This window comes from Streptomyces sp. NPDC029292 (assembly GCF_055569295.1).
The window spans coordinates 45,440-58,574 of sequence record NZ_JBVHXR010000013.1 but is presented as its reverse complement, the minus strand read 5'-3'; the positions used below and the strand labels follow the sequence as shown (position 1 = coordinate 58,574).

The 13,135-nt window shown below is 69.1% G+C and carries 10 protein-coding genes; 4 read left to right on the top strand and 6 right to left on the bottom strand.

Annotated elements, in window-relative coordinates:
- Positions 1 to 13: 13 nt before the first annotated feature.
- Positions 14 to 1,816, bottom strand: a complete 1,803-nt coding sequence (kstD, locus tag ACZ4WS_RS26740; protein WP_467984127.1) for a 3-oxosteroid 1-dehydrogenase — start codon at positions 1,814 to 1,816, stop codon at positions 14 to 16.
- Positions 1,817 to 2,069: 253 nt separating this feature from the next.
- On the opposite strand from kstD, the gene ACZ4WS_RS26735 reads away from it, so the two are divergent.
- Positions 2,070 to 3,713 carry a GMC oxidoreductase gene (locus tag ACZ4WS_RS26735; protein WP_467984125.1) on the top strand — a complete coding sequence of 548 codons (1,644 nt, stop codon included), beginning with the start codon at positions 2,070 to 2,072 and terminating at the stop codon, positions 3,711 to 3,713.
- A gap of 34 nt (positions 3,714 to 3,747) precedes the next feature.
- Here the strand turns inward: ACZ4WS_RS26735 and ACZ4WS_RS26730 are convergent, their stop codons facing one another.
- From ACZ4WS_RS26730 to ACZ4WS_RS26715, 4 genes are all read right to left on the bottom strand, one after another.
- Positions 3,748 to 4,227 (bottom strand): carboxymuconolactone decarboxylase family protein, encoded by a 480-nt coding sequence (locus ACZ4WS_RS26730; RefSeq protein WP_467984507.1) that lies wholly within the window; start codon positions 4,225 to 4,227, stop codon positions 3,748 to 3,750.
- Between the two features lie 9 nt (positions 4,228 to 4,236).
- A complete protein-coding gene (locus ACZ4WS_RS26725) occupies positions 4,237 to 5,310 on the bottom strand; it encodes an NAD(P)H-dependent amine dehydrogenase family protein (protein WP_467984123.1) in 1,074 nt (357 codons plus the stop codon).
- Positions 5,311 to 5,487: 177 nt separating this feature from the next.
- Positions 5,488 to 5,943 carry a (2Fe-2S)-binding protein gene (locus tag ACZ4WS_RS26720; RefSeq protein WP_467984121.1) on the bottom strand — a complete coding sequence of 152 codons (456 nt, stop codon included), beginning with the start codon at positions 5,941 to 5,943 and terminating at the stop codon, positions 5,488 to 5,490.
- A 10-nt stretch (positions 5,944 to 5,953) separates the two neighbouring features.
- The gene (locus ACZ4WS_RS26715; RefSeq protein ID WP_467984505.1) at positions 5,954 to 8,062 is read right to left on the bottom strand and encodes a xanthine dehydrogenase family protein molybdopterin-binding subunit; all 2,109 of its coding nucleotides are present in this window, start codon (positions 8,060 to 8,062) and stop codon (positions 5,954 to 5,956) included.
- 287 nt (positions 8,063 to 8,349) lie between these two features.
- On the opposite strand from ACZ4WS_RS26715, the gene ACZ4WS_RS26710 reads away from it, so the two are divergent.
- Positions 8,350 to 8,970, top strand: a complete 621-nt coding sequence (locus ACZ4WS_RS26710) for an L-threonylcarbamoyladenylate synthase (RefSeq protein ID WP_467984118.1) — start codon at positions 8,350 to 8,352, stop codon at positions 8,968 to 8,970.
- Between the two features lie 105 nt (positions 8,971 to 9,075).
- On the opposite strand, the gene ACZ4WS_RS26705 is transcribed toward ACZ4WS_RS26710, so the two are convergent.
- A complete protein-coding gene (locus ACZ4WS_RS26705) occupies positions 9,076 to 11,469 on the bottom strand; it encodes a M4 family metallopeptidase (RefSeq protein ID WP_467984116.1) in 2,394 nt (797 codons plus the stop codon).
- 264 nt (positions 11,470 to 11,733) lie between these two features.
- On the opposite strand from ACZ4WS_RS26705, the gene ACZ4WS_RS26700 reads away from it, so the two are divergent.
- A complete protein-coding gene (locus ACZ4WS_RS26700; RefSeq protein WP_467984115.1) occupies positions 11,734 to 11,895 on the top strand; it encodes a hypothetical protein in 162 nt (53 codons plus the stop codon).
- 615 nt (positions 11,896 to 12,510) lie between these two features.
- Positions 12,511 to 13,035, top strand: coding sequence for a hypothetical protein (locus tag ACZ4WS_RS26695; protein ID WP_467984113.1), 525 nt, complete (start codon positions 12,511 to 12,513; stop codon positions 13,033 to 13,035).
- The last annotated feature ends 100 nt before the right edge of the window (positions 13,036 to 13,135 follow it).

The window sequence follows — 13,135 nt, the reverse complement described above, 5'->3', positions numbered from 1 at the left end:
CCGTCCCACGGTTTCAGGCAGCCGTCCCGGCCGCGATGTCCAGGGCCGCGATGTAGCCGAAGGTCATCGCGGGACCGATCGTCGAACCGGCGCCCGCGTAGCTGTGTCCCATGACCGCCGCGCTCGCGTTGCCCGCCGCGTACAGGCCAGGGATCACGGAGCCGTCCGGACGCAGTACGCGTGCCCGGGCGTCGGTGCGCAGGCCGCCCTTGGTGCCCAGGTCGCCGGGGACGATCTTGAAGGCGTAGAACGGGGCGAGCCACAGGGGGGCGAGGCAGGAGTTCGGGAGGATCGCGGGGTCGGTGTAGTAGTGGTCGTAGGCGCTGTCGCCGCGGTGGAAGTCGCTGTCCTTGCCGGACTGGGCCAGGCCGTTGAAGCGGGCGACGGTGGCACGCAGGGCTGCCGCGGGTACGCCGATCTGGCCGGCGAGGGCGTCGAGGGTCCAGGCCTTGTGGGCGGCGCCTGAGGTGTACCACGCGTCGGGGAACGTGAACGTCGGCGCGACATCCTTGAAGAGGTAGCGGTTGCGGTAGTTCTGGTCGACGATCAGCCAGGCGGGGATGTCCGGCGCGGCCGCGTCACGGTCGTACATGATGTGCACGACATCGCTGTAGGGGGCCGCCTCATTGACGAAACGCGCTCCCGCCTCGTTGACCAACAGGCCTCCGGGCAGGGTGCGTTCGGCCAGGCAGAAGTAGGGCTGGTCGGGCAGCGGGATCGCCGGGCCCCACCAGGCGTCGTCCATCAGGTCGAGCGCGGCGCCCGCCCGCTGACCGGCCTGGATGCCGTCGCCGGTGTTCTCCTTCGCGCCCACCGTCCAGGCGGTGCCGATGGGTTGCCGCTGGTACTGGGCGCGCATCGCCGCGTTGTGCTCGAAGCCGCCGGAGCCGACGATCACTCCGCGCCGGGCCCTGATGAGGCCCGGCGTGCCGTCGCGGGTCACCACGGCCCCCGCGGCGGCTCCGTTCTCCACGTACAGGTCGGACAGCGGAGTGTTCAGCCACACCGGCACCTGGGCCGCCAGCAGCCCCGCGCGCAGGCCTGCCGCCAGCGACTGCCCCATGGTCAGCGGCTTCTGGCCGAGCAGCGCCGCCTTGGTGCCGCGCGCCAGGCATTCGGTGGCGATGGCGGCGCCCTTCGTGCTGACCGCGGAGAGGGTGAGCCATTTGTAGTCGGCGCTGAAGACGACCATGCCGCTCGGGACCGTCATGTACGAGGGGTTCAGATGCGCGAGTTCGGTGCCCAGGATGTTCCCGTCGAGCTGGTCGGGTTCCATGGAGCGGCCGCCGGGCAGTCCACCGGCAAGCTCCGGGTAGTAGTCGCTGTATCCCTCCATCCAGCGGAAGCGCAGCGGACTGTTCGCCATGACGAAGGAGATCATGGCGGGTCCGTGGCCGAGGAAGGCCTGCTGCCGTTCGGCGGAGACGTCGGGGCCGACCACGGCCGCGAGATAGGTGGCGGCCTTCGCCGGGGTGTCGGGGACGCCCGCGGCGAGGATCACCGGATTGTTCGGTATCCAGATGCCCGCCCCGGAGCGTGCCGCCGAGCCGCCGAAGGTCGGCGCCTTCTCCACGACGACGCAGCTCAGGCCCTGTTTCGCCGCGGTCAGCGCGGCGGTCATCCCCGCCGCTCCGGATCCGATCACCACGACGTCGTACGTGCCGAGCAGCGGCAGGTCGGCCGCCCCGGCGATGCCCGGGAGACCCGCCGCGAGGGCGAACCCCGCTCCCGTCGCGGCTCCCAGCACATGGCGCCGTGACGGCCCGTGGGCCGACGAAGATTCGGTACGTCTGGCGGGGTCCGCGCTCGGGGACATGGCAGGGCGCTCCAGCGGGGCGAAGGAATGGGAGGTGCGTGCTCTGGCTTCGGGTACCAACAGGCGCCCGCCGTGCCTTTTCTGATGCGGCGTCAGGAAATGTGGCGCGGGGGTCTTGTGAAGTCAAGAGGCGAGCGCACCACCCCTCCACACCACCCCAAGATCGGACACAAGTTACCTAGAGGTATGTAGTGACTTAACAAGCAAGCAACAGTAGAACGTGTTCCCACTCATCGAGAGTGAGGAGCGTCACATGAGTGACACTACCCAGCAATACAAGGCCTCCAGGGGTGTTTCGCGTCGAAGATTCATCGCTGGAACTGGTTCTATTCTTGGTGCCGTGACCCTGGCGGGACACGCCGCCGCGGCCGAGGCGCCGATCGCTGCCGCGGCCGCGTCGATCCCTTCCGGAGTGCACGTCCCCGTCCTGGTGATCGGCACGGGGTACGGGGGTTCCGTCGCCGCGCTGCGCCTCGCCCAGGCCGGTATCGACGTACAGATGATCGAAATGGGGATGGCCTGGGACACCCCCGGCTCGGACGGCAAGATCTTCGCCAACACGACCAGTCCGGACTACCGGTCCTACTGGCTGCGTACCAGGACCAAGCAGCCCCTCAGCAACTTCCTCGGCTTCCCGATCGACAAGGACGTCCCCCGCTACACCGGGATCCTGGACGCCGAGGAGATGGGCGGCATCATCGTGTACCAGGGCCGCGGCGTCGGTGGCGGCTCGCTGGTCAACGGCGGCATGGCGGTCACACCCAAGCGCGAGAACTTCGGCGCCATCCTGCCGTCGGTGAACGCCGATGAGATGTACGGGACTTACTACCCGCGCGCCAACGCCGGGCTCGGGGTCGCCACCGTCGACCCGACCTGGTTCGAGACCACCGACTACTACCAGTACGCGCGGGTCGGCCGCAAGCAGGCCCAGCGTTCCGGCTTCCCCTTCGTCTTCGTCCCCGACGTCTACGACTGGGACTACATGAAGCGGGAGGCCGCCGGAACCGTGCCCAAGTCCGCGCTGGCGGGCGAGATCCTCTACGGCAACAACTACGGCAAGAAATCACTCCAGAAGACCTACCTGGCCCAGGCCGCGGCCACCGGCAAGGTCACCATCTCCCCCCTGCACAAGGTCACTTCGGTCTCCCCGGCGACCGGCGGCGGCTACACGGTCCTCATCGACCAGATCAACACCAACGGTGACACCACGGCCACCAAGACCGTGACCGCGGACCGGGTGTTCTTCGCGGCCGGCAGCGTCGGCACCAGCAAGCTGCTGGTCAAGCTGAAGGCCACCGGCGCGCTGCCCAACCTGAACAGCGAGATCGGCCAGAGCTGGGGCGACAACGGCAACGTCATGTGCGGTCGCGCCAACCACCTGTGGGACCCGACCGGCGCACTCCAGTCCAGCATCCCCTGCGGTGGCATCGACAACTGGGCCGCCGGTGGCGCGTTCGCCGAGGTCGCGCCGCTGCCCACCGGAATCGAGACCTACGCCTCGTTCTATCTGTCGATCACCAAGAACCCGAACCGCGCCCAGTTCTCCTGGAACGCCTCCACGGGCAACGTCGACCTGAACTGGCAGACGGCCTGGAAGCAGCCGGCCATCGACATGGCCAAGACGATCTTCGACAAGATCAACTCGACGGAGGGGACGATCTACCGGACCGACCTCTTCGGCACCTACAAGATCTGGGGCGACCATCTCACGTACCACCCGCTCGGCGGCGCGGTCCTCAACAAGGCCACCGACAACTACGGCCGTCTCCAGGGCTATTCGGGCCTGTACGTCATCGACGGCTCGCTGATTCCCGGCAACACCAGCGTCAACCCGTTCGTCACCATCACGGCGCTCGCCGAACGGAACATCGAGAACATCATCGCCGCCGACCTCTAGCGGCAGCCGGGCCGAGCGCACGGCCCGGTCCCGCTCAGTGCGTGGGCAGCACACACACGGCGTCGAGACCCAGCACGTGGTTGAGCCGGCCGAACGCCAGCCAGGAGCCGATGCACATGCTCAGCTCCACGATCTCGTGCTGGCTGTAGTGCACGGTCATCCGGGTCCAGAACTCGTCGTCGAGGCCGTGGTGATCCAGGGCGTACCGCTCGGCGTACTCCGCGGCCAGCCGGGTGCGGTCGTCGAAGGCGTCGGTGGTACGCCACTGGGTCACTGCGTCCGCGAACTCCTCCTCGACCTTCTGCCCCTCCCGCTCGGTGCGCCAGTCGAGGCAGAACAGGCACCCGTTGATCTGTGCGATGCGCAGTCGCGCGGCCTCGAACTCGCGCAGTCCCAGGGTCGTGTGCTCGTACACCGACAGGGAGAAGTTCGCGGCGGCCATGCCTATGCCGGGGACCATCTCGCCCCATACGTACCCGATCGGCTCCTGGCCCTCGGGAATGTCGATCTGCAGGGTCATGGATCATTTCCTTCCGAGTCTGCCGACTGCGGGACGCAGCGGGACGTCGAGCGCGTCATGGAGTCCGGGTTCCGCGTCCACGAGCCAGTCGATCGCGCTGACCAGCCGACCGACCGCGGTGGCGTTCCCGCCGGCGGACCGGTTCTCGCCTTCGTCGGTGGCCTCGACGGTGACCTGGATGCGCGGGCGGCCCTCGATGATCACGCGATGTGCTCCGTCGCCGTCGGGCGGCGTCGGCCAGTCCGGTGCGCAGGTCGGGTGGATGCGGGTGACGTGCTCGATGACGATGCGGGGTTCGCCGTCGACGATCCCCTGCACCTCGAAGCGCACCGCACCCTGGGTACCGGCCGCGAACTCGCCCATGGTGCGGGTACTCACCGTGGCCTCTAGCGGTCGGCGGTCCAACGTCTCGCGGATCTCGTCGAGTTCGACGCCGAGCGCTCTGGCCATCAGCCGGATCTGCCCTCCCCACACCATCGTCGGGATCGACGGCGCGAGCATCAGCGGCTCGTAGTCCATCGGCTGGCCCATGCCGACCAGGTAGCGAACGGATTCCTCCTGCTCGTACGTCGAGTAGTCGAAGATCTCCTGGCAGCGGATGGCGTCGATCGTGGTGCCAAGTCCGCTGATCAGCAAGGGCAGTACGTCATTGCCCCAGCCGGGATCGACACCGGAGACGAACAGCGAACCGCCGCCGTCCGCGATGGCGGCGAGCACCGGATCCCGGAAGTCCGACGGGGCGTTGCGCTGATCGTAGAGCGGGTACAGCGCGGGGGTGACGACCACCGCTCCGGCCCGGATCGCCCTGCAGATGTCGGCGAGGGCCTCGTCGGGCCGGATGTCGCCGGACGCCGCGTACACCACGGCCCGGGGAGCCGCGGCCAGTACGGCGTCGATGTCGTCGGTCGCCGCGACCCCCAATCCGTGCTCCAGTCCGCCGAGTTCGCCCGCGTCGCGGCCGACCTTGTCGGGGTTGTGGACGAGGACGGCCGCGAGACTCAGCGCCGGGTGGGCCTCGACGGCGCGGATCGCCGCGCGGCCGACGTTGCCGGTACCCCAGACCACTGTCGAAATCATGCGGCGGAGGGTAGCGAGAGGTCCTGAAGGTTCATAGGGCCGTGACTGGTGAAGATGTCCGGGGGCGGGCACTCCACCGCCGGGCGGTCGATTTCGGCTTTCCGCTTTCCGCCTTCCGCCTTCCGCTTTCCGCCTTCCGCTGTGAGCTGTGAGCTGTCAGCTGTCAGCTGTCAGCTGTCAGCTGTCAGCGGAGGCCTTCTTTATGGCTTCGCGGATACGCGAGTACGTGCCGCAGCGGCAGACGTTCTCGATCCGGTCGATGTCGGCGTCCGTCGGCTTCGTCTTCTTCTTGAGCAGGGCCGCCGCGGCCATGATCTGGCCCGGCTGGCAGAAGCCGCACTGCGCGACATCGCAGTCGAGCCAGGCCTGCTGCACGGGGTGCAATGTGTCGCCGTCGGCCAGGCCTTCGATGGTGGTGACTTCGCGGTCCGCGCAGTCGGCGACCGGGACGACACAGGGCTGGATCTCGGCGCCGTCGAGGTGGCTGGTGCAGGCGCGGCAGACCCCGACGCCGCAGCCGTACTTGGGGCCGGTGACCTCCAGGATGTCGCGCAGCACCCACAGCAGCGGCATGTCGGCCGGTGCCTCGACGGTGACCGGCTTCCCGTTGACGACGAACGAGTACGAGGGCATCGGTACCTTCTCAGAAGTTGATCGGGAAGCGGCGGGGACGGGTACCCGTGGCGCGGGCATAGGCGTTGGCGACGGCGCCCGCCGCGGCCGGGACGCCGAGTTCGCCTGCCCCGCCGGGGTCCCGCCGGGAGGGCATGATGTGCGCTTCGAAGTGCGGCGGGGCGTGCCGCTGACGGGCGTAGTGGAAGTCGGCGAAGCTGCCCTCGCGCACGGCGCCCCGGTCGATGTGCAGACCGGCCTGCAGCACCGTGGAGATGCCGTCGACCGCGGTGCCCATGAGCTGGGCCTCAAGTCCGCGCGGGTTGACGGCCGTTCCGACATCGGCCGCCATCACCACCTTCGTCACCCGGGGGTTCTTCGGGTCGGTGGCGTCGATCTCGACCAGACAGGCCACACAGGAGCCGTACTCCTCGTGGACGGCCACGCCCTGGGCCTGGCCCGTCGGCATGGTCCGGCCCCAGCTCCCGGCGGTGGCGACCTTGTCGAGTACGGCCTTGACGGTCTTGCTCCTGAGCGTGGTGCGCCGGAACGCGACCGGGTCCTTGCCCAGGCTCCCCGCGACCTCGTCGACGACGATCTCCTCCGCGGTCCGCATCGTCCCGGAATCCACCGAGCGCCAGGCGCCGAGGGGCATCGCCAGTTCGACCGAGCCAGAGTCCCCGGAGACGCGTCCGAAGTTGTACAAGCCGCTGTCGCTGGGCAGCGGGCCCGCCGCCGCGGCGCGCCCGGTGAGTGCGGTGGTGCTCACACCCCCCTGGGCGGCCAGGCCTTCCTGTTCGTAGGACTCGCTCACCGAGGCCATCGCGTGGGTGAAGGCCACCACCCTGCCCCGCGCGTGGCTGGCCCGGATCCTGTGGTGGCTGGCCGGGCGCATCCGGCCGTGCCGTATGTCGTCGCCACGGCTCCACATCAGCTTCACCGGCCGGTGTGCCGCTTTGGAGATCAGGGCCGCCTCGATCGCGGCGTCGTAGTTCAGCCGCCGCCCGAACGAGCCGCCGCCCCGGGTGACATGGACGCGCACCGATGACGCCGGCAGCCCGATCGCCGAGGCGATGCTGTCCCGCGCGTCCATCGGCGTCTGGGAGGAGAACCAGATCTCGGCGCGGTGGGCGCGTACGTCCGCGACCGCGGTCAGCACCTCCATCGGGGCATGGCTGACGAACGCGAACTCGAACTCGCCCGCCACCTGCGTCGATCCGCGCGGTGCGGCACCGAGGGGTGGGACCGCGGCGCGCAGCCGGGACCGGATGGCGGCGTCGGACACGGGCGCGAGCGGGCCCGGGGCCCAGGTGATCCGCAGTGCGTCCCTGGCCTTGAAGGCGTGGTGGAACGAATCCGCCACCACGGCGACGCCCCCGGCGATCCGGACGACCGCGAGGACGCCGGGCAGCGCGCGGGCCGCCCTGTCGTCGACCGAGACGACCTTGCCCATGATCGTCGGGGGCCGGGCCACCACCGTCGGCTTTGCTCCGGCCACCGACAGGTCTCCCGCGTACTTCGCCTTGCCGGTGACGATGTCCCGCGCGTCGATCCGGGTGGTCGGGCGCCCGATCACCCGGTGCCGGGACGCCGGCTTGGGTCGGCTCGACACGGCCGGCCGGCGGATCCGTGCGGCGCTCGCGGTCAGCGACCCGAACGTGGCCGTACGCCCGTCCGGTGCGACCACCATCGTGTGGTGGGTGCGCAGCGTCCTCGCCGGGAGGTGCCACCGCCTGGCGGCCGCCGTTATCAGTCTGGCGCGTGCCGTGGCGGCCAGCTCACGGGCCGGTCCGTACAGTGAACTGACCGAGCTCGAGCCGCCGGTGTACTGGTTCCCCCGGGAGCGGGCTTCGGCGAGCGGGATGTCGACATCCTCGAGCCGGGCGTCCAGCTCCTCGGCGATCATCATGGCGACCGCGGTCGTGATGCCCTGGCCGACCTCGACGCGCGGCAGCCGTACGACCACCTTGTTGGCGGTCGTGACTTCCAGAACCAGCATCTCCTCGTCGGTTCCGGTCACCACGACGTCGGACGGCCTGCGGACGCCGTCCGCACCGGGTTCGGCGCCTTCCGCCGACGGCCCGTCGCAGCCGATCGGCGCCGCGACGGTCAGGGTGGACGCCGCCAGCGAGTAGACCATGAACCGTCGGCGGGACAGCTTCGGCCGTCGCTCCCCGTGCTGGGGCACGTCCGGGTCAGGGCCGGATGATTCGAAGCCGTCCAACTGACAATCCTCTCCGTCGGCGCCGCACCCTGCCCTGATCGCGGATCGGGTCAACCGTGGACGACCTGAGCACACCGGGTCTGTTCGACTGGTATGAGGGGCCAGTCGTCTTCCGGGTTGCGTACCGCGGGAGTTGGCTGCGAAGTTCCGCCGTCCGCACGCCGAGTCCGGTAACACCACCGTCTCGGACCTAAGCTCGGCGTATGGCCAAGTACTTCGACGTGCACCCGGAGAACCCGCAGCGACGCATCATCAGCCAAGTGGCAGACATCGTCCGCTCCGGAGGTCTCATCGTCTACCCGACGGACTCCTGCTTCGCCCTCGGGTGCCAGCTCGGCAACCGTGAGGGGATCGATCGCATCCGCTCGATCCGCCATCTCGACGACCGGCACCACTTCACCCTGATGTGCCAGGACTTCGCCCAGCTGGGCCACTTCGTACGCGTCGACAACACGGCGTTCCGCACGATCAAGGCGTCGACTCCCGGCAGCTACACCTTCATCCTCCCGGCCACGAAGGAGGCACCGCGCAGGCTGCTGCACCCGAAAAAGAAGACCGTCGGCGTCAGGATTCCCGACCATGTCGTGGCCCAGGCTCTGCTCGCCGAACTCGGCGAGCCGCTGCTGTCGAGCACCCTGCTCCTGCCCGATGAGGACAAGCCCCTGACCCAGGGCTGGGAGATCAAGGAACAACTCGATCACGTGGTGGACGCGGTCCTCGACTCCGGTGACTGCGGCGTCGAGCCGACGACCGTCATCGACTTCTCCGGCAGGGAACCCGAGATCGTACGCCGAGGAGCGGGGGATCCCGACCGGTTCGAGTAGCCCGGCCGCGGGTGGCCCGAGCGGGGTGTGACCACGGTCCTGACGGAACCGGAGCCACACCCCCTCGTGCCCTCCTGAAGGGCGTGTGGTGTCAGGTGCTGCCGGTCAGCTGGTCGTCAGGGCGGTGTCGTCGACGACGAAGCTGGTCTGGAGGGAGGAGTCCTCGACGCCGCTGAACTTGAGGGCGACGGTGGTACCGGCGAGGGAGGACAGGTCGAAGGTCTTCTGGGTGTAGCCCGTCGCCTTGTTGAGGTTGGAGTAGGTCGCCAGGGTGGTCGATCCGGCGGTGACCGTCAGCTTGTCGTACTGAGTGCTGGTCGTCGTCTCCGCCGTGTCGATGTGCAGGTAGAAGGTCAGCGTCGCCTTGCAGCCGGACGGGATGGCCACCGACTGGGACAGCGTGTCGGTGTGGGTGGAGCCGTAGCCGTCCAGCCAGGCCTTGTACGAGCCGGCGTGCGCCGCCTGGCTGCTGGAGTTGGTGATGACCCCGCTGGTGGCGGTCCACGTCGTGTTGCCCGACTCGAAGCCCGGGTTGCCGAGCAGCTGGGTCGAGGTGCAGGTGCCGCCGCCTCCGGAGGAGCTGACGGTCCAGGTGAAGGCCGCGGTGCCGGTCGCGCCGGTGCTGTCGGTGACGGTGACCGTGGTGCTGTACGTGCCCGCGGTCGTCGGGGTGCCGGTGATCGCGCCGGTGGAGCTGCTGATCGACAGACCGGTGGGCAGCCCGGTGGCGGCATAGCTGAGCGAGCCGCTGTTGGTGCTGCTGGCCGAGATCTGCAGGCTCACCGCGGTGCCGACGGTGGAGGACTGGCTGCCCGGGTTGGTGACGGTCACGCCGCTCGTCGGCGGGGTGACGTGGCTGCCGACGTTGATGCCGGCGAAGGCGTTCGCCACACCCGCGTACTGGGTGGAGCTGGAGCCGTACAGCGCCGTCGCGGCGTTCAGGGCGGCGGTGCGGGCGCCCGCGTAGTTGGTGCTGGACGTCATGTACGTCGTCAGCGCCTTGTACCAGATCTGCAGGGCGGCGGCCCGGCCGATGCCCGCGACGGCGACTCCGTCGGAGGTCGGCGAGTTGTACGTGACCCCGTTGATGGTCTTGGAGCCGCTGCCCTCGGAGAGCAGGTAGAACATGTGGTTCGCCGGGCCCGAGGAGTAGTGGACATCGAGGTTGCCGACGCCCGAGTACCAACTGTCCGCGGAGCCGCCGTCCTTGTCGGGCTCATCCATGTAGCGCAGCGGCGTGCCGTCGCCGTTGATGTCGATCTTCTCGCCGATGAGGTAGTCGCCGAGGTCGCTGCTGTTGCCCGCGTAGAACTCCACGCCGGTACCGAAGATGTCGGAGGTCGCCTCATTGAGGCCGCCGGACTCACCGCTGTAGTCCAGGCCCGCGGTGTTGGAGGTGACACCGTGGCTCATCTCGTGGCCCGCGACGTCGAGCGAGGTGAGGGCGTGGGTGCCGCCGGAGCCGTCGCCGTAGGTCATGCAGAAGCAGTCGTCGTCCCAGAAGGCGTTGACGTACGCCGAGCTGTAGTGGACGCGCGAGTAGGCGGCGACGCCGTCGTTCTTGATGCCGCTGCGGCCGAAGGTGTTCTTGTAGAAGTCCCAGGTCGTCTGCGCGCCGTAGGCGGCGTCCGCGCCGGCGGTCTGGGTGTTGGACCCGGCTCCGGTGCCCCAGGTGTCGTCGGCGTCGGTCATCAGCGTGCCCGTGCCCGACGTGCCGTTGTTGAGGCTGTACGTCTTGTGGCCGCCGCGCGTGGTGTCGTACAGCTGGTACGTCGAACCGGACAGGGTGGTGTTGAGGGTCACCGTGCCGCTGTACTGCGTGTTGCCGGTGCCGGTCTCGATGCCCTGGAACTGGTGGAGTTTCTCCCCCGTGGTGGCGTCGGTGATGACGTGCAACTGGCTCGGCGTGCCGTCGTCCTGGACGCCGCCGATCACGGTCTCCCAGGCGAGCTTGGGGGTGCCGCTGCCGGCCCAGATCACCTTGCGGGCACTGTCGGTGGAGGGCTTCGCCGCGTCGAGTGCCTTGGCGGCCTTCAACGCCTTGCTCGCGGCGTCCGACTTGGTGAAGGTCGCGGTGGTGGAGGGGACCTTGATGGTGTGCTTGTTGTTGAAGGTGGTGCTCACCGTGCCGGAGGCCAGGGAGGCCGGCGGGGTGTGGACGACCACGTCGCCGCCCAGTACCGGCAGGCCGACGTAGGTGCGCTCGTAGCGGGTGTGGAGCGTGCCGTCCTGGTCCTTGACGACGTCCTTGACGACCAGTTTCTCCTTCGAGTCCAGGCCGAGGGAGGCGGCGGTCGTCGTGGTCTGCTTCGATGCCTTCTTCAGCAGAGCCGTGTGCTGGGCCGGGGTGAGCTCGGCCTCCAGGCCCCCGCTGCGGAGGGGACTGGGGTGGGGGGCGGGCTTGGCAGCCGCCGGGACCGTCTGTATGCCGACGGCCAGGAACGCGGCGGTGGCCACCAGGGCTCCGGCCGCGGTTGCCTGACGGGGGATTCGTCTCACTCGTACTCCTTCTGCGACGGCCGCGCATCGACGGCCGGTGACAGACCGGGCAGACGGGGTGTGCTGTCCGGGACGAGCTGAGCAGTGTGGTGCGGTGCGGGAACCCGACCGTGGGCAGGCCGTGCACGACGACCGGCGCGACGGGTGGAGGAACCATCGCACCATTGACCGCGACATGTCAGGTTTCTGGGGGCATTCAAGGGTTATCCCTCTACTGCCGGTCATGCACGAGGTCGTCGGCCCTCAGCGCATGGGGGTTCCCGAATGTCCGGCCGGAGAGGCTCGACGCACCAGCCGTGGACCACGGGCGCCGCTGTCTCGCCGGTCGTGCGGAACAACGTCACCGGGGACACGCACGAGCTGGAGGCACGCGCCCTCTTCGTGTTCATCGGGGCCGCCCGCACACCGAGTGACTCAGGGACGTGATCGCCCTCGACGCGCGGGGCTTCGTCCTCACCGGCGCGGACGCCCCGGGCCGCGTCGGACCTGGACAGCTGGGCCTCGCTCGGCCGCGGCCCGCTGATGCTCGAGTCCACACTGCCAGGTGCCTTGGCCGCGGGAAACGTCAGAAGCGGGTCGGTCGAGCGGGTGGCCTCCGCCGTGGGCGAGAGCGCCATCGCCGTCCGGCTCGTGCACGAACACCGCGTGCAGGAGGGCGACTTGGTCCGCTCGCGCCGGAGCGGGACCGACGCTCGGACTGTCTCTTGACCTCGGGCCGGGTCTTCAGTCGGCCACTGTGCGCGGTTGATCACCGCAGCCGCGGTGGTGAGGGCGATGATGGTCTTCCGCTGTCACACGCATCACCGGCGATACGGGCGGCCAAGAGCGTTCCGCCCCATCGCCGCTGAACACCACTGGGGGAACCGAATGCCGAACGATGTGCCACCCGCCGACGGGACGCCGCAGGCGAGCGCGTCAGCGGAGTCCGACGAGCAGCCTCTGCCGCCCATCGACTGGGCGGCCGTCAGGGAACGAGCGGGCCGCCTTCGCACACGGCGCAGAGTAATCGGTGGAGTAGTCGGCGGCACTCTGATCGCCGCCGTGACCATCGGCACCTGGCTCACCGCCGGAGACAAAGAGAAGCAGCCGACCAAGCACACGGCCGAAATGCCGACCGGGTTCGGTGACTATCGACTCGCCGGTGCAGGGGAATCCCTGTGGGCGCAGTTCGGGCAGGATGACAACCTCGACCCGACGGCAGGGACGGCGCATGCCACCTATCTGCGCGCCGACGGCAGGAAGTCCTTCGCGATCACCCTGGACCTCGACCCGGTCATCGACGTCTCCGACCCGGGCGAGGACGACGACACCGTCTCCGTGATCCTTGGCACCTCCGTCCAGTCGGACGAGGCGAAAAGCTACGATCCGGGACCCGTCGGAGGCAAACTGCGCTGCGTGGAGTACGAGGTCGCCCACACGACCAGCTCACGGTGCGTCTGGGGTAACGACGCGGCCACCGTGACAGCCCAGCCGGTCGTCACCTCCGGGCCCCGCCCGACGCCGGGTCAAACGGCGGCAGAAGTAAGGTCCTTCCTGGCCGAACTGCGCATACGCGCGGTGAAGTGAGCGGGTCTCGGGCTCGGCATGACCGGTGATCGCCGCGCGTAGATTAAGCGTGAGAAGTATCAGGCCGATGAAATTCCACACCCGGACAGCTCGGGGCGCG

Bases quoted from the DNA above. Each gene is read 5' to 3' on its own strand.
- ACZ4WS_RS26710 (WP_467984118.1), top strand. From the start codon at position 8,350: ATGGCCAAGTACTTCGACGTGCACCCGGAGAACCCGCAGCGACGCATC.
- ACZ4WS_RS26735 (WP_467984125.1), top strand. From the start codon at position 2,070: ATGAGTGACACTACCCAGCAATACAAGGCCTCCAGGGGTGTTTCGCGT.
- ACZ4WS_RS26700 (WP_467984115.1), top strand. From the start codon at position 11,734: ATGTCCGGCCGGAGAGGCTCGACGCACCAGCCGTGGACCACGGGCGCC.
- ACZ4WS_RS26720 (WP_467984121.1), bottom strand. From the start codon at position 5,943: ATGCCCTCGTACTCGTTCGTCGTCAACGGGAAGCCGGTCACCGTCGAG.
- ACZ4WS_RS26715 (WP_467984505.1), bottom strand. From the start codon at position 8,062: ATGGTCTACTCGCTGGCGGCGTCCACCCTGACCGTCGCGGCGCCGATC.
- ACZ4WS_RS26725 (WP_467984123.1), bottom strand. From the start codon at position 5,310: ATGATTTCGACAGTGGTCTGGGGTACCGGCAACGTCGGCCGCGCGGCG.
- kstD (WP_467984127.1), bottom strand. From the start codon at position 1,816: ATGTCCCCGAGCGCGGACCCCGCCAGACGTACCGAATCTTCGTCGGCC.